Here is a 25862-nt window from a genome sequence, read left to right as displayed (position 1 = left end):
TATTCTGAGTTGTGGGGAAACCTTTATGGGCTAAAGCACGAAATACGCAACTATATTGCTGTTTCTCTGGGGTTTTCAACCTATCCTTAATAACCGGCTACGGTGTACAGACAAGTCGAATTACCCCCCTTAATCCCCCCGATGTATTGGCTACGGTGTACAGACAAGTCGAATTACCCCCCTTAATCCCCCCTTGGAAAGGGGGGAAAAAGAAATCTAGTTCCCTCCCCTTTGCAAGGGGAGGGTTAGGGTGGGGTAAAACGCTGGTTAATCAGCTATTTAAGACTTGGTTTCGGTGACTTTTAATCTGCAAGCGCTGTGGGATTCTTGCTTTTAGAACTCTCCGGCTAAGGCTGCAACGCATCGTTCGCAAATTAGCGGATGTTCTGCTGATTCTCCCACGTGGGTGGAGTAGTTCCAACAGCGATCGCATTTTTGCCCCTCTGCTTCTCCAACCAAAATACGTTCTTCGTTGAGAGGAAAAGATTCCGAAGGACCAAACATTAAATCTTCTATATCTTTAGGCTCCATCAGTTCAACTTGAGAAACCAAAAACAGATAGCGTAATTCATCTACGTCATTACTTTTTTCAGTTGAACCACCAAATTTGGGATTAAGAGCATATAACCGTTGACGCAATTCTTCATCAGGGACATACAGCTTTACCTTGGTTTCTAAAGAAGACCCAATTTTTTTGTCAATTCGAAGCTCCTCAATAAATTTGTTGACCCTGGTACGGAGTTGTCGCAGTGTTTCCCAAAATTCTGCTAAATCTGGATTACGCCATTTTTCCTCAACCTGTATCCAACCAGATTCAAACACCGATTTGTAAGGTGTTTTGTAAGGGAGATATTGCCAGATATCTTCGGCGGTGTGGCATAACACTGGTGCGATCGCTCGTGCTAAATTTTCTAAAGCTATCTTCAGCACCGTTTGACAACTGCGACGGCGGAAAGCATCTTTTGCACTGATGTACAGCCTATCTTTGGCAACATCTAAATAAAAGTTGGATAAATCCACCACGCAGAAATTCTGCACTGTTTGGAAGAAGCGGAAGAATTGGAAAGTATCAAAGGCTTCGGTAACTTCCTCAAACACTTCGGTGATGCGGTGCAGCATATAACGGTCAAGTTCTGGCAATTCCTCGAAGGGAACTGCATCTTTTTCTGGGTCAAAATCATCCAAGCTACCCAGCAAAAACCGTGCCGTATTGCGAATCTTGCCTCGGACATCATTCATCTGCTTGATGATGTTTTTGCCAATGCGGACATCGCCGGAATAGTCTACCGATGATACCCACAATCTCAAGATATCTGCACCGTAAGCCGGTTCTACTTTTTGATTTTTCCCGCCTTCAATGATTGTATTGGGGTCAACCACATTTCCTTCTGACTTACTCATTTTCCGCCCTTGTTCGTCCAAAGCGAAGCCGTGAGTTAGTACAGTTTTGTAAGGCGCAATGTCATTTACCGCTACACTGGTGAGTAAGCTAGATTGAAACCAACCACGATGTTGGTCGGAACCTTCCAAATATATATCAGCAGGGTAGCGTAACTCTGGACGCTGTTGAGCGACAGCTGCCCAAGATGAGCCAGAATCAAACCATACGTCCATTGTGTCTGTACCTCTGCGGTAAGACTTGCCATTATTGCGATAGGATTCGGGTAATAACTCGTCAACTGAAAGTTCCCACCAAGCATCAGAACCTTTTTCAGCAATAATTCCTTGAACGTGGTTGATAGTTTCCTCATTCAGCAGTGGTTCTCCCGTGGCTTCATCGTAGAAAACGGGAATGGGTACACCCCAACTGCGTTGACGAGAAATACACCAATCGGAACGTTCCGCTACCATTGGCGTGATCCGATTTTCACCTTGGGCTGGAATCCATTTTACAGTTGCGATCGCCTTTAGTGCTTCTTCTCTAAATCCTTCCACGGAAGCAAACCATTGTTCAGTCGCGCGGAAAATCGTCGGTTTCTTTGTCCGCCAATCATAAGGATATTTGTGGGGATATGGTTCTTCCTTCAACAAGGAACCAGCCGCACTCAATGCATCAATCACCGCCTGATTTCCATCACCCAGCACATTCAACCCCGCAAATTGTCCCGCTTCTTCGGTAAAATTGCCATTGTCATCCACTGGCGCAAGGATGGGCAAACCGTAACGCTGACCAACAATGTAATCTTCTTGACCATGACCGGGTGCGGTATGTACTAACCCAGTACCCGATTCAGTAGTGATATAATCACCGCCGACAACAATCGGACTTTCGCGGTCAAATAGAGGATGACGGTAAGTAGTATGTTCTAAGTCACTCCCTTTGAACGTGGCTTTTACGGTTAACTCAACTCCTAAGGTTGAAGATAAACGTTCTACTAAATCAGCAGCAACGATTAGGTATTTGAAATTACTCTGCGCTTGTCCCTCTGGATGTGAAACTTCCACCACTGCATAGTTCAAATCTGCATTCACCGCTACAGCCAAATTCCCCGGAATCGTCCAAGGTGTAGTTGTCCAAATAGCCACACCCAAATCTGACTGATATTCTGCCAACAGAGGCTTTACAGCTTCCGCCAAACTTGTGATTGCAAAAGCTGCATAGATACTACGGGAAACGTGACCTTCAGGATATTCCAACTCAGCTTCAGCCAAAGCGGTTTTAGAACTGGGACTCCAGTGAACCGGCTTCAAACCGCGATAGATGTAGCCTTTTAAGAACATCTGACCAAACACGCCAATTTGAGCCGCTTCATATTCCGGCTTCAGAGTGAGATAAGGATGTTCCCAATCACCCCAAATACCGTAACGTTTAAAATTTTGGCGTTGGTCATCTACCGTCGCTAGACCAAATTCTTTCGCTTTTTGCCGGAGTTGTAAAGGCGTTAAGTTTTGCCGTTCTGCTGACTTCATGTTCTGCAAAACTTTTAACTCAATTGGTAAACCGTGACAATCCCAACCAGGGACGTAGCGAACCTTACGCCCTTTTAGCAGTTGGTAGCGATTAATAATATCTTTGAGAATTTTATTTAAGGCATGACCAATATGGAGTGAGCCATTAGCGTAGGGAGGCCCATCGTGCAGTATAAATAATTCGCCGGGGTTATTTTTGGAGAGGCGATCGTAAATTTTATTTTCTTCCCAAAATTTTTGGATTTCAGGCTCACGCTTGATAGCGTTTGCCCGCATATCAAAATTAGTCTTGGGTAGGTTTACAGTATCTTTGTAACTTCCTGGTTCGGTCACAGTCTCATGCCTAGAATTAGGTGTGCAGGTTTTATCAATTATAGAAGATGGCAGGAAAACCAAAATTCGCTTTTTGAGAGCGAGTTTGATAAACCTCTCCCTACCTTGAATTTTCGATAATAAAGTTGCAAAAATAAAGATAGGACTTTTCCACAAGAGCGTAGGGCGTGTTTTCAAAGTCTTAGATCCCCCCAACCCCCTTAAAAAGGGGGGCAAAGAGTCTCTTAAAGTCCCCCTTTTTAAGGGGGATTTAGGGGGATCTAAATTAAAGGTAGGTTGGGTTGACGTAAGGAAACCCAACTTATATTTAATGCAACAATTTAGTCTTGACACGCTACTAGATTTATGCGGCAAGTGGATTATTGCAGCAAAGAAGTTGTGCCGTTACCGTTAATTGACGCATTCGCAATTGCAGCTTGAGTAGGTTGAGTAGCAAGAACCGCTACAAGTGGAGCAACTTTTGAACTAGATTTTTTATTTCTTTTTCCATTAGAGCCGCCAGCCTTGGAATACTCTATACTGTTTCTGCCGTAGACAGTTGCAACTCCACTTAGCATTCGTTCAGACATTTCCGAGAGGGCTTTATCCATCTGGATTATTGTTTTACGCGATTCTTCAAGATTGGATACAAGCGTGTTATGAGCTTCTAGCGTCGAACGGGTAGTGTTGATGAGGTGGTTGTAGGCTTCGATAGTTAATCCATGTCCTAAATCCAGATTTTCATCAACGGATTTAAGCAAGGCGAGACGAAGTTGGGCTTTGTCAACAGCAGCAGAACCACGAGTTCTTAAAGACATGAGATATCCTTTTTTTAAAGAATTCCTTTTTCAACATAGTGGAGTATCCTTTTGCCTGAGATGGGTAGTTTTGTGGATTTATTTCATTAAAATTTCAACGAAATAATTACGAGTTTATCTGTATTCTTACTCATTTTTATATCGATTTGTTGTTTGAGAATAAGTGCAATCAGCAAATGCGATCGCCATATCAGCAAATGCGATCGCCATATCAACAAATGCGAACTCCGAATCAACAAATGCGAACTCCGAATCAGCAAATGCGAACTCCGAATCAACAAATGCGATCGCAAAATCAACAAATGCGAATGTCATATCAGCAAATGCGAATGCCATATCAGCAAATGCGAACTCCGAATCAACAAATGCGATCGCCAAAATAACAACGGTGTATACAAAAGTCGAATTACCCCCCTTAATCCCCCCTTGTAAAGGGGGGAAACAAGAGAATCTATCTAGTTCCCTCCCCTTTATAAGGGGAGGGTTAGGGTGGGGTAACTTCCCTCAAGCGACAAATAACTTCCCTAATCTTCTCCACCACACCATCAATATCTTGATAAACCTCTTGATTTGTAAATCTCAAAAACCTCGTACCTTTTGATTCTAAAAAAGCTTGGCGATCGCGGTCATATTCTGGAACTCCATCTTGATAGTGACTATCACCATCAATTTCTATGGCAAGTCTCAATTCCGAAGAATAAAAATCCACTACAAATCTGTCAATACTGTATTGTCTGCGAAATTTACAGCTTTCCATTTGTTGATTTCTAAGTTTTGCCCAAACTATTTTTTCAGATGGGGGCATATTGTTTCTGAGAGTTTGCCGTTTTTGCTTTTCTGAGGTTTGGTTATACAGCTTTGTCATCAGCGTTTTCATATTGCTGGAATGTGCTTATTATTCCCAGGATTACCCCCCTTAATCCCCCCTTGGAAAGGGGGGAAATAAGAAATCCAGTTCCCTCCCCTTTACAAGGTGGGGTAATTCAATAACTTGCAGACTGTGCTTACTATTCCCAGGATTACCCCCCTTAATCCCCCCTTGGAAAGGGGGGAAATAAGAAATCCAGTTCCCTCCCCTTTACAAGGGGAGGGTTAGGGTGGGGTTAAAGCTTGGTTAATCAGCTATTTCAGACTTGTGTATACACCGTAGCTCCGACTCAGAGAGGGACGGTTTTGCCTGCATAGTAAAACCAGGGAAAGGTTTCTAGACGATTAGCAAATCAGAAATTTTGCGTAAATTGAGCTTAAGCAACAGAAAGTAGTATACTTTTGTGGGTTAGCGTCAAGCTATCCAAAAGTTTCGTCTAAAAACCAATAATTTTGGGGTTGCTCTAATGCTAAGTCCTGTAGTTACAGTCAGTATCTTTCAAAAACAACCCGACCCTAAAGGATTTTCAGCAGGTGAAGTCATCTTTGAAGAAGGACAGCCTGGTAATGAAATGTACGGCATTCTGGAAGGAAAAGTGGATATATTAGTCAATGGCAAGGTTGTAGAAACCATTGATACAGGCGAAGTTTTTGGTGTCGGGGTACTCGTAGGAGTCGAAAATAGAACTTATACAGCTGTTGCCAAGGAGGATACCAAACTGGGTTTCCTTGATGAGAGAAAGTTTCTCTTTGCTGTTCAGGAAACACCAGTGTTTGCCTTAAAGGTGATGAAAAGTCACTCAGAACGTCTGAGTCGCTTGCATCATCTGCTCTAAAGCACCTTAGCCAGCAGAAGTTCCAAAACTAATCAAAATCTTACCTTCTCCCCAGAAGGCCACACACAATATGCTCTCTCTTGGGGAGTCATAAGTCAGAATTCACGCAACTCTAAATTCTGGCTTCTGACTCCTGATTTATAGGTGCAGAATTTACCGGAGGTAGTAATGGCACGTAAACGATTAATTATTGAGATGGGGATGGGAATAGATCAACATGGACAAGAACCGACAGTAGCAGCATCTAGGGCGGTACGAAATGCGATCGCTCACAATGCTTTACCTGGTGTTTGGGAAGTTGCTGGCTTAAGTCATCCCAATGAAATGATTATAGAGGTTCAGGTAGCAGTTCCATATCCAGAACAAGTTAGAGAAGAAGAAGTATTAGCTGTATTACCATTTGGTCGGAAAAGTCTTACCGTAGAATCTGGGGGGATGATAGTTCAAGGGCGGGCAATTCCTGAACTCAACGATAAAAATGATGAAATGTTGATTGCGATCGCAGCTGTTACAGTTCTGATCGAAAATTAATAGCTGAGGTAAAAGATACAACATTTAATTAGTCAGATAACGGATCTACATAAAAACATTCCCGTACATTTACTTTTGACGTTTTACCCTCAAAACTAGCTTGGACATTGTACTGGTACACTGTGCCAGAAGTTTGCTTACCTTAAACAATTTTCTCAAACCCCTTGTGTGGTTAAGTCATGATCAACTTAGTGGCTCTGCGCTAAAGTAAAAACATTGGGATAAAAATCTCTGGCAGTAAGTTCAACTGAATCACTAATCTTTAGCACTGCGGCGATAATGTCTCAAGAACACAACGAATCACTCCAAATTCAGGAAATCACCAAACTCAAACCGAAACACTTTGCTGATTTAGTCAGATCAGCACAATTGATTTTTGACCCCACAGCCGGAGTTTCGGGAAGGCACATAACAGTTGACTGGGAACAATTCGGAATTCCCCGTGATGTGGCAGATAATCTCAAATCACTTGGTCAGCAGTACCAATATGCATCTCCTCACATCCCTGTTGAAGACATTTGGAGTAAATTAACTCCAGAAACTCGTATTTGGTTCGTTGAAAATAAAGATCGGTTGTGGCAGCTTGAAGAAGCTTTCCCAGCCCTTGATGAAGATTGAACGGCTGAACCATTGAAAGGAATACAAATTATTTGTAGGGGGACAACGGTTGTTGTCCCCCTCTCCTCTATAGAAAGAAACTCTTGTGTAAATTTAGACTAGTAGTCCACCAAAGCAACTTTGGTGAATCAATGAAGTTCTTAGTCAGGACTTTAGTCCTTGATTTGAACGCTAAAGCGCTCACTACAAACCTAGCAAACTTGACTTGACAGACTCTAATTATCTTGTGCGATCGCATTAGCTTGAGTAGATAAGTTAAATTATTGACGCTCCCCGCATTTCGCTACGCTATATACGGGGATTCTTGTTTCACTGAGCAACCTTGCCTAGACTTGTTGCCAAATCTGGGTATAGGGTTATCTCTCCACAAGCGTTAAAAGTTTCGGTGCGCCCCACCGTACTTAAGTCGTAATTAGTCTGTTTCAAGGCTTTGTTCAGTATATTAATGCTTGCGTTCAAATCCCTATCTAAAACACACCCGCATTTACAGATGTGAATACGAACAGATAGTGATTTCTTTACTGTTTCACCACAAGATGAACAGTTTTGACTTGTGAATTTTGGGTCAATAGGTACAACAATTCGACCATATACTTTCCCAAAGTATTCTAGCCATTGGGTGAACAGTGACCATGAAACATCACTAATAGACTTCGCAAGTTTACTATTTTTAACCATGTTTTTCACTTGCAGTTTTTCATACGCCACAAGGTCGTTAGACCTTACCACGCATAACGCTTGTTTAATTGCGTTATCTTTACGCTGACGAGAAACTTTCAAGTGCTTTCTGCCAAGACGGTTAATAGCTTTTTTGCGATTATTAGATCCCTTCTTTTTACGACTAACTTGTTTTTGAAGGCGTTTTAGTGCCTTCTCTGACTTGCGTAAATATTTAGGGTTTTCTACAGTATTTCCTTGCGAGTCGGTGTAGAAGTGAGTCAGTCCAACATCTAAACCTATGGTTTTACCATTTGGCTGAGTATCTATATTCCGTTCTGCATCTACACAAAATTGAACATAGTAACCATCTGAACGTTTAACTATTCTGACTCGCTTGACTTGTTTAATTTGGTAAAAGTGTAAGTCCCAAGTACCAATTAACTTTAGCTGACCAATATTGCATTTATCTGTGAATTTAATGTACTTGCGGTCATCTGAAAGTTTCCATCCACTCAATTTATATTCAACTGAACGATTATTTTTTTGGAATCTTGGATACCCCTTTTTACCCGGAATTTTAGCTTTGCAATTGTCAAAAAATCTCTTGATTGCAAACGCTGTTCTTTCTGCTGCTGCTTGTCTTGCTGAGGAATTTAATTTATCAGCAAAGTCAAACCCGTTGGCTATAACAGCAGTGTATTTATTCAAGTCGTAAGGTTTAACATTTTGATTGTCCATCCAAAAACGCAAGCACTTATTACGGATGAATTTAGTAATCCGCAACGCTTCATCTATCTGTTGATATTGTCGCAAAGTGCCTTTGGCTTTGAACTCAAAAACAATCATTATTTTTACTTTATCGACCTGAAGGTATTTTATAATATTTTAGGGAGTAACACAATTCCTAAAATTGTTAAATACTCAACTATCCCTCTCTCTGTTCTTGCTCCGCAAGAAATCATTCAAGGGATGTCTCGTATTTAACTGCCTTTCATCCCCACACTCCGCTATCGCTACGTATGGGGTCTTCCCGGCAATTTAGATAAAAAAGCTTATATAGATGGATCACAGCCTAAGTGTTGCTCCCAGCCTGGAAGAACACACTCATGAAAATCCTATTGTTACCAAACAACAGCTATTTGCGAAGCAACTAATTGTCCTTGTCTTAGAAATATTTCTGGCATTACCTCTGGGTTTACTCCTCGCCAAGTTTCAAATTGGCAGGATTGCCTGGATCTTTGGTGGGATTGCAGCTGGTACAGTCGTTCTTCAAGGGTGTCGAGTTTTTTATCAATATTCTCCCCAACCTAACCGCACTGCGAGAAAAGTCGGAATGGCACTTGTAGGCTTAACTGTCGGCGCTTCCAATACGCACGGTAATCTAGCTAGTGTTGCTTCTGGTATTCCCGTATTTATTTTTCTTACCTTGTTTCTACTGCTGAGTGGCAGCTGTATCGGTTATATTTACTCCCGCGTCAGCAAAACTAACCTCATGACAGCAATGCTGGCTACCGTTCCTGGTGGTGTCGGAATTATGGCAGCGATCGCCGCCGATTACAATAAAAATGTTAGCTTGGTTGCCCTAGTTCAGGCGATTCGCGTCACCTCAGTAGTTGTTCTAATTCCCTTCGTTGCTAGGACATCAGCTGGTAATTACTATCCACAAACACTCCCAATCAACCCTGCTTGGCTTAATTTCGATCCATTTCAACTAGAATTACTCTTGTTAGTACTGGTAATTACTGGATTAGTAGTTTATCCAGCTATATTATTTAAAATTCCCGCAGGCGATTTCTTTGGTGCATTGTTGATTGGTATTGGGTTTAATCCTTTGCTACATTGGCTGCCTTTCGTGGGTGATATTAGCTTTAGTCCGCCACCTTTAGTTAACTTATTGGGTCAAATGCTCCTGGGAATTACTATTGGTGAATATTGGGGAGACAAACCCAACTTTAGAAAGCGGACTGTTGGCTATGCCTTGATCTCTGTAGCCATGACCCTCATCGCCGGAGCGATCGCTGCTATACTTGCGATGCAATTAACCTCTTGGGACTGGTTAACCTGTCTGCTAGTCACAGCCCCAGGAGGATCAGCAGAAATGATCCTGGTTTCCCTGGCGTTGAATCATAATGTTGAAATTGTCACAACTGGTCATTTAGTGCGACTAATTGCGATTAATAGTTCCCTACCACTTTGGGTGTTTTTGTTTCGCCATCTGGATGAGCAACTTTCTGAACCAGTTTAATTGCAGAAGTATGAGGATTTGGCAAAACATTTCTGACAAGTAGAACCAAGATACTATTGATATTTATCGAACAGAATAAAGGCATCAGTCGTCAGAATGGGCTAAACCTTAGCTATCCGCTAACAGCAATGTTTTCTGTATGACTGGCGGTGCTTCGCAGCGTATACCCTTCGGGATGCTTCGCTTAGAGCGAGTATTTTCGAGTCGCGTCTGAATCCCCGACTGATAGCGTTCGCGTTGGCGGAGCCTCTCCGAGAGAAGCGTTAGCGAGTCCGCGTTCGCTTTTAGCGTCTCGTAGAGAGCGTCTTTATTCTGACTCCTGAATTCTGAATTCTGAATTCTGAATTCTTCTTCAAGGTATTCCAACTTCCAGCTTTAGATTTGTCGGCTAGGAAAATTAAAATAGTAATTTCACTGGGGTTAAAAAATATTTGTGTAAGTTACTATACTGCATGATTGTCGAGTGAATGTTGACATCATTTCATTGTCTTAGATGGGGTAGGCACCGATGACATCTGAAAGCGATCGCCAAAAAGAACTTGAACACCGAGAACGTTTACTACGAGAACGAGAAGTTGAATTGCGACTCCGAGAAATGGAAACTAACCTCCATACTACCGATGCAGCTTTTCATCAAACTGTGAAGCATCAGCCAGAAAATTCCCAGAAACCTTGGATGCAAAAAGTGATTCTGGGTGGAAAGCTGTTTGCTCTTGGTGTAGTAACACTAGTTGCAGTCAGAATAGCCGCAGCATTGGCTGGGTTTATTATTGTTGCTGCGCTGGGGTGGATGTCTTACAAATTATTTTTGGAATCTAAAAAAACTAATTCTTAATAATGGTGTAACTATGATGAGTGAGCAGGTAGCAACTGACAGATTTATCCAAGATTTAGAGCGTGTTGCTCAAGTGCGTTCTGAGATTTCTGTATGTTTGAATAAACTGGCTGAAACAATTAGCAAAGCTGAGTTCGCTGGTGATTCTTCATCAGGAAAACTCAGTTTAGAGCGAGATATTGAAGATATTACAGTAGCTAGTAAAAACCTCCGCCAAGGTGTATTTCGCCTTTTAGTTTTGGGCGATATGAAACGGGGAAAAAGCACGTTTCTTAATGCCTTAATTGGTGAAAATTTATTACCTAGTGATGTTAACCCTTGTACCGCAGTATTAACAGTTTTACGCTATGGGCCAGAAAAAAAAGTTACTATTCATTTTAATGATGGGAAAAGTCCACAACAACTAGATTTTCAGAATTTTAAATATAAATATACTATTGATCCGGCTGAAGCTAAAAAACTGGAGCAGGAAAAAAAACAAGCATTTCCTGATGTAGATTATGCAGTAGTTGAGTATCCCTTAACGTTACTAGAAAAGGGAATTGAAATTGTCGATAGCCCAGGATTGAATGATACAGAAGCGCGAAACGAATTATCTTTAGGTTATGTAAATAACTGCCACGCAATTTTGTTTGTGATGAGAGCTTCTCAACCTTGTACATTGGGTGAGCGTCGCTACCTAGAAAATTATATCAAAGGTCGAGGATTGACGGTTTTCTTTTTAGTTAATGCTTGGGATCAGGTGCGGGAATCATTGATTGATCCTGATGATGTCGAAGAATTAAAAGCATCTGAGAATAGATTACGGCAAGTATTTAATGCGAATTTAGCAGAATATTGTACTGTAGAGGGTCAAAATATTTATGACGAACGCGTGTTTGAGCTTTCGTCAATTCAAGCACTCAGACGGCGGTTGAAAAATCCCCAAGCTGATTTAGAGGGGACTGGCTTTCCGAAGTTTATGGAAGCCCTTAATACTTTTCTTACCAGAGAACGTGCGATCGCAGAACTCCGTCAAGTCAGAACCTTAGCAAGACTTGCCTGCAATCATACCCGCGAAGCAGTCGCTAGACGTATACCATTACTTGATCAAGATGTCAATGAATTGAAAAAACGGATTGATTCAGTAGAACCAGAGTTTAACAAACTCACAGGTATTCGGGATGACTTCCAAAAAGAAATTATTAATACAAGAGATACTCAATCAAGAACGATTTCCGAGTCTTTTCGTAGCTACGTTTTAAACTTAGGTAACACCTTTGAAACCGATTTCTTACGCTATCAGCCGGAATTAAATTTGTTTGATTTTCTCAGCAGTGGTAAACGAGAAGCATTTAATACCGCACTACAAAAAGCCTTTGAGCAATATATCACTGACAAATCTGCTGCTTGGACATTAACTGCTGAAAAAGATATCAATGCAGCTTTTAAAGAACTTTCTCGCAAAGCATCACAATATGGCGCTTCTTACAGTCAAATCACAGACGAAATAACAGAAAAGCTCACCGGACAAAACGTCAAAGTAAATACCACTACTACTGCTGAAGAAGATAACTCTCCCGGTTGGGCAAAATGGGCAATGGGATTGTTATCACTCTCTAAGGGAAATCTTGCTGGTTTTGCAATGGCGGGGGCTGGATTTGATTGGAAAAATATCTTGTTAAACTACTTCACTGTAATTGGTATTGGCGGGATAATTACAGCAGTGACAGGGGTTTTGCTTGGCCCAATCGGGTTTGCGCTGCTAGGTTTAGGGGTAGGATTTTTGCAAGCAGATCAAGCGCGGAAAGAGTTAGTTAAAACAGCAAAAAAAGAATTAGTTAAACACCTACCCCAAGTCGCACATGAGCAATCACAGGTTGTATACAATGCTGTTAAAGAGTGCTTTGACTCTTACGAAAGAGAAGTAAGTAAACGGATTAACGATGATATTGTATCTCGCAAATCTGAATTAGATAATTTAGTCAAACAGAAAGAAACCCGTGAAATAAATCGTGAGACTGAGTTTAAACGTTTAAAAGATTTACAGGAAGATGTAATAGCTCAGTTGCAAAAAATCGAGGCAGCATATAGCAACTTATTAGCTTACTATAGCTAATATATTTCATTACTCTCGTTCCCAGCTTTTAGCTGGGAATGCCTACTGGGAGGTTCCGCCTCCCATAACCATAAGAATATGAGGCGGAGCCTCAATGAATTGCATTCCCAGCTTTTAGCTGGGAACGAGGAATAGGGGAACTATGCAACAACAGTATGAAGGTTATAAGGATTTAGCAGATTCTCTCAAATCTGCATCTACGTTGCTGAATTTAGAACGCAAATCGCAACTACATCAAGATATAATTACCATCTGCAATCATCTGGTTAATCCTAGCTTTCGCATTGCAGTATTTGGCCCTTTTAATCATGGCAAGTCTACCCTATTGAATGCCATGTTGGGGAATCGCACCTTACCAATTGATTTAATTCCTACCACAGGCGCATCGATTACTGTCAAGTATGGCTCTGATGTGCGGACTCGCATCATGTTGGTAGATGGTACAGAAATATATCGCAATGGCACAGAAATTTTACAACAATTTGCAATTCTTGATGGCAATAGGCAGATGCGAAAAGATGTAGCATCTGTGGAAGTTTTTTGCCCAAATCCATTTTTGGAAACAGGAGTAGAATTTCTCGATTTACCGGGAACAAATGATCGAGATGAACAAGATAATTTAGTCAGAGAACAACTTTTAAGTGCAGATTTAGTTATCCAATTACTAGATGCACGCAAATTAATGACTTTAGGTGAGCGAGAAAACTTACGAGATTGGCTATTAGATCGCGGTATTAAAACAGTTATATTTGTTGCAAATTTTCTTAACTTACTCGAACCCGACGAGCAAAAACAAGTTCAAAATCGTCTGCTGTTTGTTGCAGAAAGCTTTCGAGCCGAATTACCTCCAGGTTTTAGTAATTTATATCGCGTTGATGCTTTACCTGCTTTAAGAGCCAGATTAAAAGGCGATGTTGCGGCTGCAAATAGTAGCGGGTTAGCAGCATTTGAAACAGCTTTGCAAAATATTGTCGGGATTTTGCAACCAAATCGTGGTAGTGTGCGTTTGCCAAGAGTGGAAGCGATCGCTTCTCAAATCCAACTCTCATTCAAAGCTAAAATTGACCCGATTGCTATTGAAATAAAATCCTTTGATGATAAACAAAATAGCAAAATTGAAATTAAACAAAAAGCAGCTAACTTAATTTATAAAGGTTTTACCGCTAGCATAAGAGAGTTACGCGATTGGCTAGCATTACCAAAATTACTCACAAAATATCAAGCTGATGCGGCAGTTGCATTGGCAGAAAATAACTTTAAAGTTTGGCAAACAAATAATTTTAAGAAAGACCTGAACCAATTGCAATTGGCTGCGGTGAAATGGCTTTATCAAGCTTATGAATTTTTTCAAGAAGAACGGCCGCAAGATTTATTAATTCCCTTTCCTAGCGAACCACAAGTAATACTACCGCCAAAACCAAGCAGTACTGATGATTTAAGTGAACCTGGTTCCATCGCGGTTGGTGGTGGTATTGGTTGGTTGTTAGGCGGCCCGGTGGGTGCTGCTGTCGTCGGGAGTATTTCTTATTTGTTAAACAAGAATATCCAAAAACAAGACGAACAATTAGCAAAGGAATCTTATCATCAGGACGTTGCTAAACTTTGTATAACTGCAATTGAAGATTATTTATTTAACTTCAGCAGTAAAGCGTTATCAATTTTAACTGAATATGAACAGAAAGCCGATAAAGTAATTTGCTTTGAAGTCAGTCAAGAACCACTAGAAATTACTAATAAACGGGAAAAATTGCAGCAGTTACAAAACGGTTTTAATCAGTTATTAAAAGAGTTAGAAAAAGTCAAAATTATCTCAAATAATCAACCTTATAAAGAAATACCCAAATACAGCAACACCAAGAGAAAATATTCGCCACAGCCAAATAGAGTTCAAATTTCCCCTGAAAAACATCCTGACGTTAAGCGACAACAGGAAAATACTACTAAGAATACTAGGACAAGGGTAGAATCTGTTTCTCCACCACCGCCGCCAAAAGCTCCTCCCTCCCCACGGAAAGAAGAGGTGGAGGCAAAATTTCGTGATTGGGAACTCAATGAAGAAATAGCAAGAATGAAAGCAGAGATGCAATCGCCTGGTTTTAAAACTAGTAAACAGCAAAATACAACTCAAAGCAACGAAGCACCCAAACAACCCAAAACACAGACACAAAAAGATAAAATTACTCGCGCCTACAGTATTTTAGGATTGCAAACAAATGCTTCTTTGGCTGAGGTAAAACAGGCTTATCGAACTTTAGTAAAAAAATGGCATCCAGATTTGTTTGTGAATCAGCCGCAACTGCAAAAACAAGCACAAGAGAAAATGCACTTAGTTAATGAAGCTTACACAATTTTGAGTGATAAATAAACAACCAGATCCCCGACTTATCAAAGAAGTCGGGGATATTTAGATTTCATCCTAATTTCATTTCTGGCTGTCAATATAGAGTTAGGAAACTGTTAGGTGAGACTTATGCAACTGCTATCTTTGAGGAATGGCTTTTTAGCGTTAACCTTGACTGCGATCGCTTCAGGCGGTGGGTTAATCACAGGCTGCGCCAGTACTGCTTCCCAGAACCAAAGCCAAGCGCCAGAAGCAACCACCAGCAATGCTAATGACAAGCAGATGATGAACCACGGTGGTGGCATGAATCACAGTATGGGAATGGATTTAGGCCCAGCCGATGCTAACTTTGATTTACGGTTTATCGACGCTATGATACTGCATCATCAAGGGGCTGTGGAAATGGCTAAAGAAGCGCAGCAGAAATCAAAACGCCCTGAGATTAAAAAACTAGCAGACGATATAATCAAATCGCAAAACCAAGAAATCACTCAGATGAAGCAGTGGCGACAAGCTTGGTATCCCAGCGCCGGAAATAAACCAATGGCTCATAACAGTCAAATGGGCCACATGATGGAGATGTCGTCTGACCAAATGCAAGCCATGATGATGAGTCAAGACTTAGGTGCAGCTGATGCTGAATTTGATCTGCGCTTTATCAATGCGATGATTCCTCATCATGAAGGGGCTGTAACAATGGCAAAAGATGTCTTGAGTAAATCTAAGCGCCCTGAAGTCAAGCAATTAGCCCAAGAAATTATCAAGGCACAAAATACAGAGATTAAGCAAATGCAGCAGTGGCGAAAAACTTGGTATAACAAGTGATCGCATTGCCAAAAATCTTTGTTTGCGACTCAAATAACCATTTATGGTAGGTTCTGGTGCATCATAGTGTTCGCCTGCCAATACGGTTTGGTTAAGGCAAGAGACGCGATAAATCACCGTCTCTACAAGGATCAATCTTTTGTCTTAACGGTGATTTATCGCGTCTTTGGATCTAGAATTTTCATCAAAAAACCTTAACCGAACGGTATTGGTTCGCCTGCTGGCAACTGCGATTATTTACGACTTTTCCAGTATCCCTTCGGGTCTACGTTCCTCAACCCAACCTACACATTTCAAGATTTTTGGCGCTAACCCAAGCGTATTGGAATATAGTCTCATTCAATCGTGTAAAGAATTCCATACGGAAACTTGCGTGTCATGCATCGGCGAACATCTTCATCAATCTCAACGTAGCGAGTAGGGGATTCTCTAATCCGATAAATCTCAATACTTAGATAGAAGTTGAACTTTTTTTTAAAGTTTATTATTCCTAACGCCGTGTGCAACTTTCTCTCCGACCTAACCGCCAACCCCTTCCCTACTAGCGTTGGGGAGCAGGAATCAAAGCCTCTCAGGAGTGGGGCTATGGTGTACCTGATTATCGGTGAAATCGAAAAAGTAAAATTACTGTCCCACAAAGCTTTCAGCGTAAGATTGAGTGTTGCCAAAAAATGGATAAAGTCGAGCTAAGGATAAGTTGCACATCGCGTAATAATAAAAATCTATCATGGCTTTTGATTATTCTTTAGACTTTAAAATTATTGATTTTCGCCAACATCCTGAACTCTATCGTGTTGGGAAGGGTGAGCAGGGTGTACTTTTGGTTGAACCATACAAATCAGAAATTCTTCCTTACTGGCGATTCAAAACTCCTGAGATTGCTAGAGAGTCGAGTGAAAAAATCTATGAGATGTTTCTTGATTATTTAGATAAAGATGATTTTGTTGGCGCAGATATGGCAAGGAAGTTTATCCAAATGGGGTATACTCGCTCTCGCCGTTATGCTAATCATAAAAGCGGCAGGAAGTATAAACAAAATTCTGAAGATTCAAGTTCCAAAAAAGAAATTCTTCCTTATGAAGTAGACCCAGTGAAAGCGGAATCAGCAGCAATATTTAAAGCTAAGTGGGTAGAAGCAAAGACAAATGAGAAATATCAAGAGCTTTTAGCCAAACATAAACAGATGTATGAGCTACAGTAAGACACTACTAACTTTCAATTGAGCGGCTTTCGGAGAGTGTGTTATGTGAATGAACCTCTGAGCTTCGTAAATGAATTTTGGGGACTAATTGCAGAATGTTCTCACTCACACTGTGGCTAATTAATTGAAGATTAGCGCGATCGCATTTCGTCTCTGGGCAATCCAACAATAATCATACTGTGCAACAATAGCTGTAGCTTAGTCGGAGTAAAAACTATGGACTGGCAACAGTACATTCATTCAGACCCTAAAATTCTGCTGGGTAAGCCGACTGTCAAAGGAACTCACCCGATAATTAGCTGGCTGGGTGGGGTGAGTGGTGGCAGACTCAACTAAGCTAAGGCTGACAAGCTTGCCCACAACCGCCAGGAAATCAATTTCCTGGCTCATAGCTAAAGTCCGCTCAAGCGGACTAGAAATTCCCTCCCCTAAATCCTCAGTCCTCTTCAGAGGACTTTTGCTATTAGCCTGGGACTTCGAGTCCCAGGCGTTAGGGTGGGAAGTCGAAGAAATAGCTCTCACAATCTCCTCCGTCACGGGCAAATTAAACACACTCAACTATGCGAGAAACTTTTGTTCTTCCGGTTCCAAGGCATTCAGCAGAGTTTGTGCCAGTGTAAGTTATCTGTTCGTCGAGGATAATAATTTTGCTCACACAAATCAATCAGCGCTGCCAACTCCGTTTTATCCAGGTGACGTGAGCCATAATCACAGCGCAGTTCAAAAGTTTGCTGTTGACTGAGGGCGAAGGTGAAGTTTAGGGGCATGGCTGACAGCAGTAGTTTCCACAGTAACCTTCACCGTATTATCACCTTTTTCCTGAGATTATCGCCGATATTCGTCGCCGCAATCGCCGATAAGCTGGTACAAATCGCTTGATTGGCGAGATACTGCACTGATGCGATCGCGATCGTCTGTATCTAAACTAAAACTAAATACTTTGGCGTTATCTTCTATATGTTCAGAGACACCAAGTCTTGCACCAACTATCACACCGCCCACAGTTGGCTGATCTAAAATGTAACGTACTGCCACGTTGGAAATGCTTACCCCATGCTTATTAGCAATTTCCTTTAAGATAGCTAGCAGTTCTTGAAATAATTGCCAACCACCCCAAGCATCGATCATATTTTTATATTTTTTCAAACTAGCAGTGGAGAGATCAAATCCTCGCGGTTCTGGTTTCCCCAAATAGTTTTCTGATAACAAACCGCCGCACAATGTACCGTAAGTAAAAAGCTTTATGCCATGCTGTTGACAAAACTCCACCATATTAACTTCAGGACGGCGGTCAACCAGAGAAAATTGCACTTGGTTAGAAACAATTTTGATACCTGCTTCGGTAATAATCTTCAAGTTTTCCGTATCAAAATTAGTTAAACCTAGATGCTTTATTTTACCCTCAGTCTGAAGTTCCGCCATATATTTGAGGGCATCCAGGTAATTTTTATCCTGATATTCCCACCAATGGAATTGCATCAAATCTAACGATTCCACATTCATTCTTCTCAGGGAGATATCAATATTTTCCTCAACCAGTTTTTTCGTCATTTTGCCTGGACGAGGTACCCATTTCGTAAAGGCTTGTACCTGAGATAAAGCATCTTTACCACGAGTATCAATTAGTTGACAACGAAACTCACCAATAAAGTCTTCTGCGGGGCCATAATGGTCTGCTAAATCCCAAGTGGTAAATCCTGCATCTAAGTATTTGAACATAGTCTCAATGGCAGCATTGGGATTAATCTGTCCATGTGCGCCAGAGACTTGCCACATCCCATTTAATATGCGGCAGATGTTCAAATCAGGAGTAAATTGGAGACGACTAGCTGCGGGTAAGTTCATTTTCAATTTATGAGTGAAAAGTAGGAATGGCAAGACTTAAGAATTACTAATAGATAAATCATAACTGATAATTCCTAATTCCTAACTTCTAACTCCTAACTCCTAATTTTTTAACGCCAGCCTTTTTCAGCTTGTTCGAGAACGTAAGCAGAAACCTCTTGAATTTGCTGTTCAGTGAGTAGTTCTTTGTAAGCTGACATATTATTTTTACCATTGGTTACTATGGATGAAACAGCCTCTATTGAATCCATACCATACTTTTTCAGGGCTTGCTTTTTGAGATTTTTACCTCGCCGAATTATGTTGCTACCGTTAATATGACAACCAGCACAATGAACACTAAATATTTGTTCACCGTTAACTGTATCTGCTGCACTAACAGGCAAAGTAAAAGTACTGATTGATAACAAAATTGTTACTAATAATAATCTGAGTAACTTTTTCAATTAATTTCTCCTGATTTGGACATACTGGTTGCAAGTATTAAGTGTAAGAACCAATACTACAGAGATTCAAAATCTGTTGTAAATCCGGCAAAATTTGCACAATCTTCTTGAAAGGCTTCTGCATCGCTAACATCCTCAATTTTATAGGACATGATCCGCGTACCATCTGGCATTTTTTTGGAACCAATTAATTCACCTTGATATTTCTCTGCGATCGCTTTAAATTCAACACCATAAATCTTCCAGGCATCGCCCGAACAAGTAATATTTACTCGCCACATATTTTACTCTCAATTACTACCACTAAATATTCATCATCTCACAAATGGGCAACATCTTACACATCACCTCTTTGGGATTGGAATTTTCTATCTAAAGGCAGTGCCAAGCCTGATCGGGCTACGCCATAATGTGGATGTAGGAACACTTCTAGAAACTTTTATCGAAACAGAATTCAGGAGTCAGTAGCCAGAATTCAGAATGAATTTTGTGCGACTGGTGGATTAATCTAGAGGTTTAAGACCCCCACTAAATCCTTGATTTAGTGGTCTTCAATACTCTCGACTCCGCGATAGCGGAGCGGTAGCGAGTATTTTCGAGTCGCGTCTTCATTCTGACTCCTGTTAGCGGATAGCTAAGGTTTAGCCCATTCTGACTTCTGAATTCTTCTTCAACCCAATTAGTTAAACTCCAAGAGTTGAAAATGCCTAACAATATCAAACAACAAATTCAAGCAGACCTGCAACAAGCGAAAGAAACTGGACAATTAAGAACTGAGCGGATTCGAGAAATTGTCAAATCCGCAGTTTCTCAAGTATCGTCTGAGTTTAAACAAGGTTCTAGTGAAGTTCGTAGCATTGTTAAAGATGCTGTTTCTGCTGTAATTGAAAACTTCCAAGAAAAAGGTAGCGAACTCAAAGATGAAGTAACAGCTTCCATTGAAGGAGCGCTGGAAGGGATTAATAGCAAAAGACACGAAAGCATTGCTCAAACTCAAACAGATATCAAGCGCCTACAAGCTCAACTAGATGGTGAAGAAGAACAACTCCAGCAAGAGGTTGATGTAATTTTGGCAGAGATTGAAGAGACGGGTAGGGAAAAACCTGCAAGTACCAAAACTGCCATTGATTCTGCTGTCAATGCCATTAAAGATAGTGAAGAAGTCGGATTGTTAAAGAAACGTTACGCGCAACTGCAAGCGCAGCTAGCCATTGTCCGAGCTAATATGGCTGCACGCTACGGCGGACGGAATATGGAGGTTCAAGATTATCTAGACGAGGCTAAACACTGGTATGATAAAGCTCGTCCCCAAGCGGAGTCTGTAGTCGTACAGGTAGGAGAGAAGCGATCGCAGCTAGAAGATAAACTGGGTGAAGCTGGTACATCTCTAGCAAGAAAAGAGCGCCAAATCAAACAGACTTTAAGAGAGTTACTCCTAACTGCCGCTGACTTGTTCAAAGATAAGGAACCTGCTGATAAAGAGCGGGAGACTATTCATAAATAGACTAGATTCCTTTTTGACAAAAATCATGTTTTTGTAGGGGTGTAGGCAATGTCTGCACCCCTACAAATGTATTTATAATATAACTGACTCAATGCCGAAAATCTGGATTACCTTGTTTTTTGCAGGGTTTACTCATAAATAGTATCAACAACACTGGGTTTTGGCTTAAGTTCAATAGCCGTAAATTAAATTCTCCAACTGTCGGGTTAAAAATCGAGCAAATGTCTTATGGATTGGCTAATCTCAATTGATATATTTCACCTTGGGGATTGGATTCTTGCCCAAAGTCCAACTCCTACACCATTACCAACACCTGCCAAAAATGTTAATGATATTGAATTACTCAAAAGCCAGTTGGAATTTCTCAAGGCGACCAATGGTCAATTGAGTGAAAGTTTTAACAAATTTGTGGGTGCGATGCAATTTACTTTAGTAGTATTTGCATTTTTAGGGGGATTTTTAGCCTATGTATTTGGCAAAAACTTAGACGATGCTAAAAAAATTGCTAGCCAGGTAATTCGCCAGGAAATTGATAATAAAGTTGCTGATTTAGTCAAATCAGAAGTCGCAACAGTTACGCGAACTTTGCAGCGTGAAAGGGTGATAGCTTCGACAGTTGTAGATTATTACTTGCCTAGCAATGATCTAGAGACTAATGATTGTAAACTGTTGCAAAAACGAGGCTTTCAAAAAGTTAGGTTTTGGAATCAGAGAAGACAACCTAAAAATCCAATAGGTGATGTTTTTATACTGGATTTAATAAATTCTAATCTGCTTTCAGGACAAGAATTCGCTGGGCTTTCTGATACTGATGCAACTAACAAACGGGAAGAAAAAGTTAAAGAGCAAGTTGATTTAGTACTGAATTGGCTGGAAAAAGCAACCGTTCTCGTAATTTATGTTAAGGGAAGGTATAGAGAAATTGATAATTTAGCAACGCGAGTTGATTACTATTACGTTTCAGCAAATGCACCTGTGAGTTTAATGGGAATTGTTACAGATTCCGCTTACGTTGCTCATGGTGAAAAGAATTAGGTTTGACTCTATTATTACTAATTTTCACACTTTAAAAGTCCCTAAAGTCACAGCGAAACACTTGCTCATTCAACCTCTTAAAGAAATTCAACCTATCGTCTGGAATAACCTTCTGTTGTTGTATGAAGAGTGCTGAGTTCCAAGTGCTGAGTTGAAAGACCACCCACAAAGGGCGGGGCTTTTACCGTAGTGCGAAAGTACTCAGTACTTCTTAAATTTACTCGCTTGCCGAGGCACTCAGCAATGAGTGGGTAAATAATACTCAATTTATTCATGTTGACTTCAATGATGGGAAACGAGTTCTATAGGACTCATATTTGATTTTTGAACAAAATTCAGTACATATTTATTCCCTCTTCCCAGTCCCCATTGCCCCTAATCCCCAGAGGGGGCCCCGAGTTCCCCAATCCCTAGTCCCTTACCTCTACGAGTGATTCTCCAAATCAAAGACGCTCGTTCGCGTAGCGTGTCGTAGACAAGACTCGCTACCGCTTCGCTATCGGATTGCTATATATGTAGAGATATTGCATACCAAGCCTTTGCTTGAGTTACTCGCCTAAACCCTTCTAGAATGAAAACTATTGTAGGGAATTTTATTAATAAACTTGTTTTTATTGTGGGAGGTATGATGAGCCGTCCAATAATTCTTGGCATTGTCGGCGACAGCGCGGCTGGGAAAACAACACTAACGCGAGGAATCGCTCAGGTACTCGGCCCAGAAAATGTTACGCTCATTTGTACAGATGATTATCACCGTTACGATCGCCAACAACGTGCAGAAATTGGCATCACTGCCCTCCACCCGGACTGCAACTATTTAGATATTATGCAGCAACATCTGTCGTTGCTACGCACGGGACAACCAATTCTCAAGCCAGTTTACAGCCATAAAACCGGCACATTTGAGCCACCGCAGTATATCAAGCCGAATAAATTCGTGATTATTGAGGGATTACTCGGTTATTCTACTCGTGCGGCTCGTGACTCTTACGATGTGAAAGTTTACCTTGCACCCCCAGAAACACTACGCGCTAAGTGGAAAGTTAAGCGAGACACCCAAAAGCGCGGCTACACGGCTGAACAGGTATTAGCGGAACTAGAAAAGCGTGAACCAGACTCATCACAATTTATTCGTCCGCAGCGGCAATGGTCTGATATAGTCATTAGTTTCTATCCACCCACCGGGGAAGATGATGAAACCAATGGTCATTTAAATGTCCGTCTCGTACTTCGTCCGACAATTCCCCACCCAGATTTTACTGAGATTGTCAACTCTGGCTATGGTAATTCTGACTCAGCAATCCGCTTGGGGCTAGACAGGGATATGAGTAAGCCTGTGGATGTCTTAGAAGTTGATGGTCATGCAACCTTAGAACAGGTAAATAAGCTAGAGCATATTATTTGTTCTGATATGCCCCATTTACGAAGTATTTGCGATCGCGAAAGTAATCCAGAACTGGGTAAAATTGCTGGTACAACTGGAGAAACACTCCAAAGTTATCCTCTGGCTTTGACTCAGTTGATCATTACCTACCACATGCTGAAAGCAACGCAAACTTATCAGTAATCAGCGAAGATGGAGGATTAAAGAGTTTGCGATCGCGTGCAATGTTAGGTTGTTGAATTATGCGAACGCACTATTAGTCTGTCAAGTTTTAATTGATGGGTAAGCAAGTTCGTAGTGAGGACTTTAGTCCTTATTTTCTAAGCACTAAAGTGCTTACTACAAACCCTCAAAACTATCTTGACAAAGTAATATAATTATGGTTTTAAACTCAAATGCTCATGATTGTGACTTGACGGGAGCTTGCAGCAATTCAATATCTTTAATCTGAAGAATACCACTACTCTCAAATTGCACACTGATTTGAATCTTGGCAGCATTCGCTTCTTTTTTGAAATAGGCACGCACTTTGTAAGGCTGAAAATTTTCCGTTTGTGAAACTCCTCTACCCCATGAAGTTGTTCTCATTTCGCCCGATTCTCTTGGTCTACCTACACCCAAACTTACTGCAATTGATTCTTCTGTATTCAGCGCTTTCGCATTAAATTGACAAGCAAGAACACATTCTTGGACATCGGGTTCTGCAACTTCAAACAAGATGACTTTTCGCAAAGGATCTGTACTATTCGTTAGAAAGCGCTGAGTATTATCGTCATAAGCTTCTATTTGCCAACTTTCTCCGACAATTGTAATGCCTCCTTTTGTCACAGTGGAATCGGCAGGTGTGAATCGACGAATCAATACAAATGGCTCTGCGGCTTCGGGAATAGCTAGGGGTTTTTCCAGTTCCTTAAGGGCTTCCTGAGCTTTAGAGAGAATAAAATTTGTCAGATTTTTGAATAGCTCGTCAAACATAGCGTACTTTAACTAATTACTCAAATTTCAGGTATTGCTCATGATTGCTACTTTACAGGCGCTTGCAACAATTCAATATCTCTAATCTGAAGAATGCCACTACTCTCAAATTGCACACTGATTTGAACTGTGGCGGCATCTGCTTCTTTTTTAAAATGGGCACGCGCTTCATAAGGCTGCAAATCTTCCGTTAGTAAAACTTCTGTTGGCCATAATCTCGTCATTGTGCCCCATTGTCCCGTTCTCCGCCAACCTAAACTAACTTTAATTGGTTTTTCTGTGTTTAGTGCTTTGGCGTTAAATTGACAAGCAAAAACACACTCTTGGACATCGGGTTCTGCAACTTCAAATAAGATGACATTTCGCAAAGGATCTGTACTATTAGTTAGAAAGCGCTGAGTATTATCGTCATAAGCTTCAATTTGCCAGCTTTCTCCAACAATTGCAATGCATCCCTTTGTCACAGTGGAATCGGCAGGTGTGAATCGACGAATCAGCACAAATGGCTCTGTGGGTTCGGGAATGCCGAAGCGTTTTTGCAGATCATTACCGACTTCTTGAAGTTTAGAGTCAATAAAACCTTTGAGATTGTTGAATAAATCATCGAACATAGCGATCGCCTAAATCATCTTATTTTTAGTATTCCCTTTGAAGGTTGCAAATGAGATTACCCATAGAAACTGACCAAGGTTAAAGATTTTCTCAAATAAAGATGTTTTTGAGAGCAAACAAGGGATAAATAAAGATAGTTACATCTTTAGTGACTATTTTCTTAGTTTCCTATGACCTATTGCCTCAGAATTGCCGACTTACCTACAAATGAGCGTCCGCGTGAACGATTAATGACGCATGGTGCCAAAATTTTAGCCACAGCGGAGTTAATCGCAATTCTTCTAGGCACCGGTCAAGGGCCGGGAAAACTCTCTGCTGTGGGTTTGGGACAATATATTTTGAGCGAATTAGCCAAACACCAACGCGATCCTTTGGTAGTTCTGCGAGAAGTTAGCCCTGCTGAGTTAATGCAAATTTCTGGTGTTGGCCCGGCGAAGGCGACAAGTATTTTAGCAGCAATTGAATTGGGTAAACGCGCTTTTCAATCTCGACCTAACGATGGAACATTAATTGATAGCCCACTTGCTGCTGCTGCTACCCTGAGTCAAGATTTGATGTGGCAGACACAAGAACGTTTTGCAGTGGTGTTATTAGATGTCAAGAATCGCTTATTGGGTACGCAAGTAATTACCATTGGCACAGCAACGGAAACCTTAGCCTCTCCCCGTGATATTTTTCGAGAAGTTATTCGTCAAGGTGCAACGCGGGTAATAGTTGCTCACAACCATCCTTCTGGGAACCTTGAACCCAGCCAGGAAGATATAGAATTGACGCGTCAGTTGTTAGCAGGGGCGCAGCTTTTGGGCATTCCAGTACTAGATCATCTGATTTTGGGCAATGGCAATCATCAAAGTTTACGGGAACTGACAACCTTGTGGGATGAGCATCCACAGGGGGATTAGTGAAAAAGCAGGGGAGCAGAGGGGCAGGGGAGCAGAGGGGACAAGAGGTAATAACTTGCAAC

The 25862-nt window shown here is 41.1% G+C and carries 24 protein-coding genes; 14 read left to right on the top strand and 10 right to left on the bottom strand.

Translation table 11 applies throughout. From position 1 onward, the window contains the following. Positions 1–333 precede the first annotated feature (333 nt). Positions 334–3243, bottom strand: a complete 2910-nt coding sequence (ileS, locus tag A4S05_RS30430; RefSeq protein ID WP_069073521.1) for an isoleucine--tRNA ligase — start codon at positions 3241–3243, stop codon at positions 334–336. Positions 3244–3602: 359 nt separating this feature from the next. Further along, the gene (locus tag A4S05_RS30425; protein WP_069073504.1) at positions 3603–4040 is read right to left on the bottom strand and encodes a hypothetical protein; all 438 of its coding nucleotides are present in this window, start codon (positions 4038–4040) and stop codon (positions 3603–3605) included. Between the two features lie 146 nt (positions 4041–4186). Between A4S05_RS30425 and A4S05_RS40775 the strand changes: the two genes are divergently transcribed. Beyond that, positions 4187–4423, top strand: coding sequence for a hypothetical protein (locus A4S05_RS40775; RefSeq protein ID WP_176727158.1), 237 nt, complete (start codon positions 4187–4189; stop codon positions 4421–4423). Positions 4424–4524: 101 nt separating this feature from the next. Here A4S05_RS40775 and A4S05_RS30415 read toward each other — a convergent pair whose 3' ends face one another. Then, positions 4525–4905: an endonuclease domain-containing protein gene (locus A4S05_RS30415; protein WP_069073502.1), complete on the bottom strand. Its 381-nt coding sequence runs from the start codon at positions 4903–4905 to the stop codon at positions 4525–4527. Positions 4906–5374: 469 nt separating this feature from the next. On the opposite strand from A4S05_RS30415, the gene A4S05_RS30410 reads away from it, so the two are divergent. The 3 genes from A4S05_RS30410 to A4S05_RS30400 all read left to right on the top strand — a co-directional run bounded on the left by A4S05_RS30410 (position 5375) and on the right by A4S05_RS30400 (position 6892). Then, complete coding sequence (locus A4S05_RS30410; protein WP_069073501.1) at positions 5375–5743, top strand: Crp/Fnr family transcriptional regulator; 369 nt, start codon at positions 5375–5377, stop codon at positions 5741–5743. Positions 5744–5911: 168 nt separating this feature from the next. Next, positions 5912–6274: a Lin0512 family protein gene (locus A4S05_RS30405; protein WP_069073500.1), complete on the top strand. Its 363-nt coding sequence runs from the start codon at positions 5912–5914 to the stop codon at positions 6272–6274. A gap of 279 nt (positions 6275–6553) precedes the next feature. Then, on the top strand, positions 6554–6892 hold the full coding sequence (locus A4S05_RS30400) for a hypothetical protein (protein WP_069073499.1): 339 nt from the start codon (positions 6554–6556) through the stop codon (positions 6890–6892). 309 nt (positions 6893–7201) lie between these two features. Here the strand turns inward: A4S05_RS30400 and A4S05_RS30395 are convergent, their stop codons facing one another. Then, the gene (locus tag A4S05_RS30395) at positions 7202–8398 is read right to left on the bottom strand and encodes an RNA-guided endonuclease InsQ/TnpB family protein (RefSeq protein ID WP_069073498.1); all 1197 of its coding nucleotides are present in this window, start codon (positions 8396–8398) and stop codon (positions 7202–7204) included. Positions 8399–8612: 214 nt separating this feature from the next. On the opposite strand from A4S05_RS30395, the gene A4S05_RS30390 reads away from it, so the two are divergent. From A4S05_RS30390 to A4S05_RS30365, 6 genes are all read left to right on the top strand, one after another. Next, positions 8613–9797 carry an AbrB family transcriptional regulator gene (locus A4S05_RS30390; RefSeq protein WP_069073497.1) on the top strand — a complete coding sequence of 395 codons (1185 nt, stop codon included), beginning with the start codon at positions 8613–8615 and terminating at the stop codon, positions 9795–9797. 508 nt (positions 9798–10305) lie between these two features. Continuing rightward, positions 10306–10632 carry a DUF3040 domain-containing protein gene (locus A4S05_RS30385; protein ID WP_069073496.1) on the top strand — a complete coding sequence of 109 codons (327 nt, stop codon included), beginning with the start codon at positions 10306–10308 and terminating at the stop codon, positions 10630–10632. Positions 10633–10648: 16 nt separating this feature from the next. Further along, positions 10649–12730: a dynamin family protein gene (locus tag A4S05_RS30380; RefSeq protein WP_069073495.1), complete on the top strand. Its 2082-nt coding sequence runs from the start codon at positions 10649–10651 to the stop codon at positions 12728–12730. A gap of 142 nt (positions 12731–12872) precedes the next feature. After that, entirely contained in the window at positions 12873–15095 is a 2223-nt protein-coding gene (locus tag A4S05_RS30375; RefSeq protein WP_069073494.1) for a dynamin family protein, read from the top strand. 105 nt (positions 15096–15200) lie between these two features. Further along, positions 15201–15896: a DUF305 domain-containing protein gene (locus tag A4S05_RS30370; RefSeq protein WP_069073493.1), complete on the top strand. Its 696-nt coding sequence runs from the start codon at positions 15201–15203 to the stop codon at positions 15894–15896. Between the two features lie 727 nt (positions 15897–16623). Further along, positions 16624–17097 (top strand): DUF4385 domain-containing protein, encoded by a 474-nt coding sequence (locus tag A4S05_RS30365; RefSeq protein ID WP_069073492.1) that lies wholly within the window; start codon positions 16624–16626, stop codon positions 17095–17097. 596 nt (positions 17098–17693) lie between these two features. On the opposite strand, the gene A4S05_RS42195 is transcribed toward A4S05_RS30365, so the two are convergent. The 4 genes from A4S05_RS42195 to A4S05_RS30345 all read right to left on the bottom strand — a co-directional run bounded on the left by A4S05_RS42195 (position 17694) and on the right by A4S05_RS30345 (position 19669). Further along, positions 17694–17864: a hypothetical protein gene (locus A4S05_RS42195; RefSeq protein ID WP_176727156.1), complete on the bottom strand. Its 171-nt coding sequence runs from the start codon at positions 17862–17864 to the stop codon at positions 17694–17696. 58 nt (positions 17865–17922) lie between these two features. Beyond that, a complete protein-coding gene (locus tag A4S05_RS30355) occupies positions 17923–18942 on the bottom strand; it encodes an aldo/keto reductase (protein WP_069073490.1) in 1020 nt (339 codons plus the stop codon). A 110-nt stretch (positions 18943–19052) separates the two neighbouring features. Continuing rightward, positions 19053–19388, bottom strand: coding sequence for a cytochrome c6 PetJ (gene petJ / locus A4S05_RS30350; protein WP_069073489.1), 336 nt, complete (start codon positions 19386–19388; stop codon positions 19053–19055). 56 nt (positions 19389–19444) lie between these two features. After that, positions 19445–19669 carry a hypothetical protein gene (locus tag A4S05_RS30345; RefSeq protein WP_069073488.1) on the bottom strand — a complete coding sequence of 75 codons (225 nt, stop codon included), beginning with the start codon at positions 19667–19669 and terminating at the stop codon, positions 19445–19447. 422 nt (positions 19670–20091) lie between these two features. Here A4S05_RS30345 and A4S05_RS30340 point away from each other — a divergent pair, with 422 nt between their 5' ends. The 3 genes from A4S05_RS30340 to A4S05_RS30330 all read left to right on the top strand — a co-directional run bounded on the left by A4S05_RS30340 (position 20092) and on the right by A4S05_RS30330 (position 23494). After that, the gene (locus A4S05_RS30340) at positions 20092–20892 is read left to right on the top strand and encodes a histidine kinase (RefSeq protein WP_069073487.1); all 801 of its coding nucleotides are present in this window, start codon (positions 20092–20094) and stop codon (positions 20890–20892) included. 228 nt (positions 20893–21120) lie between these two features. Then, positions 21121–21927 (top strand): hypothetical protein, encoded by an 807-nt coding sequence (locus A4S05_RS30335; RefSeq protein WP_069073486.1) that lies wholly within the window; start codon positions 21121–21123, stop codon positions 21925–21927. Between the two features lie 628 nt (positions 21928–22555). Continuing rightward, a complete protein-coding gene (locus A4S05_RS30330) occupies positions 22556–23494 on the top strand; it encodes a phosphoribulokinase (RefSeq protein ID WP_069073520.1) in 939 nt (312 codons plus the stop codon). A gap of 216 nt (positions 23495–23710) precedes the next feature. On the opposite strand, the gene A4S05_RS30325 is transcribed toward A4S05_RS30330, so the two are convergent. Further along, positions 23711–24286 carry a hypothetical protein gene (locus tag A4S05_RS30325; protein WP_069073485.1) on the bottom strand — a complete coding sequence of 192 codons (576 nt, stop codon included), beginning with the start codon at positions 24284–24286 and terminating at the stop codon, positions 23711–23713. A gap of 47 nt (positions 24287–24333) precedes the next feature. Beyond that, the gene (locus tag A4S05_RS30320) at positions 24334–24897 is read right to left on the bottom strand and encodes a hypothetical protein (RefSeq protein WP_069073484.1); all 564 of its coding nucleotides are present in this window, start codon (positions 24895–24897) and stop codon (positions 24334–24336) included. 171 nt (positions 24898–25068) lie between these two features. Between A4S05_RS30320 and radC the strand changes: the two genes are divergently transcribed. Next, positions 25069–25800 carry a RadC family protein gene (gene radC, locus A4S05_RS30315; RefSeq protein ID WP_069073483.1) on the top strand — a complete coding sequence of 244 codons (732 nt, stop codon included), beginning with the start codon at positions 25069–25071 and terminating at the stop codon, positions 25798–25800. Positions 25801–25862 lie beyond the last annotated feature (62 nt).

It is taken from the genome of Nostoc sp. KVJ20 (genome assembly GCF_001712795.1).
Classification (GTDB): domain Bacteria; phylum Cyanobacteriota; class Cyanobacteriia; order Cyanobacteriales; family Nostocaceae; genus Nostoc.
This window is presented reverse-complemented; position numbering and strand designations above follow the sequence as displayed.

Excerpts from the sequence above, each read along its gene's own strand:
- A4S05_RS30425 (WP_069073504.1), bottom strand. The coding sequence starts at position 4,040 with ATGTCTTTAAGAACTCGTGGTTCTGCTGCTGTTGACAAAGCCCAACTT.
- A4S05_RS30415 (WP_069073502.1), bottom strand. The coding sequence starts at position 4,905 with ATGACAAAGCTGTATAACCAAACCTCAGAAAAGCAAAAACGGCAAACT.
- A4S05_RS30410 (WP_069073501.1), top strand. The coding sequence starts at position 5,375 with ATGCTAAGTCCTGTAGTTACAGTCAGTATCTTTCAAAAACAACCCGAC.
- A4S05_RS30405 (WP_069073500.1), top strand. The coding sequence starts at position 5,912 with ATGGCACGTAAACGATTAATTATTGAGATGGGGATGGGAATAGATCAA.
- A4S05_RS30400 (WP_069073499.1), top strand. The coding sequence starts at position 6,554 with ATGTCTCAAGAACACAACGAATCACTCCAAATTCAGGAAATCACCAAA.
- A4S05_RS30395 (WP_069073498.1), bottom strand. The coding sequence starts at position 8,398 with ATGATTGTTTTTGAGTTCAAAGCCAAAGGCACTTTGCGACAATATCAA.
- A4S05_RS30390 (WP_069073497.1), top strand. The coding sequence starts at position 8,613 with ATGGATCACAGCCTAAGTGTTGCTCCCAGCCTGGAAGAACACACTCAT.
- A4S05_RS30385 (WP_069073496.1), top strand. The coding sequence starts at position 10,306 with ATGACATCTGAAAGCGATCGCCAAAAAGAACTTGAACACCGAGAACGT.
- A4S05_RS30380 (WP_069073495.1), top strand. The coding sequence starts at position 10,649 with ATGAGTGAGCAGGTAGCAACTGACAGATTTATCCAAGATTTAGAGCGT.
- A4S05_RS30375 (WP_069073494.1), top strand. The coding sequence starts at position 12,873 with ATGCAACAACAGTATGAAGGTTATAAGGATTTAGCAGATTCTCTCAAA.
- A4S05_RS30370 (WP_069073493.1), top strand. The coding sequence starts at position 15,201 with ATGCAACTGCTATCTTTGAGGAATGGCTTTTTAGCGTTAACCTTGACT.
- A4S05_RS30365 (WP_069073492.1), top strand. The coding sequence starts at position 16,624 with ATGGCTTTTGATTATTCTTTAGACTTTAAAATTATTGATTTTCGCCAA.
- A4S05_RS42195 (WP_176727156.1), bottom strand. The coding sequence starts at position 17,864 with ATGCCCCTAAACTTCACCTTCGCCCTCAGTCAACAGCAAACTTTTGAA.
- A4S05_RS30355 (WP_069073490.1), bottom strand. The coding sequence starts at position 18,942 with ATGAACTTACCCGCAGCTAGTCGTCTCCAATTTACTCCTGATTTGAAC.
- A4S05_RS30345 (WP_069073488.1), bottom strand. The coding sequence starts at position 19,669 with ATGTGGCGAGTAAATATTACTTGTTCGGGCGATGCCTGGAAGATTTAT.
- A4S05_RS30340 (WP_069073487.1), top strand. The coding sequence starts at position 20,092 with ATGCCTAACAATATCAAACAACAAATTCAAGCAGACCTGCAACAAGCG.
- A4S05_RS30335 (WP_069073486.1), top strand. The coding sequence starts at position 21,121 with ATGGATTGGCTAATCTCAATTGATATATTTCACCTTGGGGATTGGATT.
- A4S05_RS30330 (WP_069073520.1), top strand. The coding sequence starts at position 22,556 with ATGAGCCGTCCAATAATTCTTGGCATTGTCGGCGACAGCGCGGCTGGG.
- A4S05_RS30325 (WP_069073485.1), bottom strand. The coding sequence starts at position 24,286 with ATGTTTGACGAGCTATTCAAAAATCTGACAAATTTTATTCTCTCTAAA.
- A4S05_RS30320 (WP_069073484.1), bottom strand. The coding sequence starts at position 24,897 with ATGTTCGATGATTTATTCAACAATCTCAAAGGTTTTATTGACTCTAAA.
- radC (WP_069073483.1), top strand. The coding sequence starts at position 25,069 with ATGACCTATTGCCTCAGAATTGCCGACTTACCTACAAATGAGCGTCCG.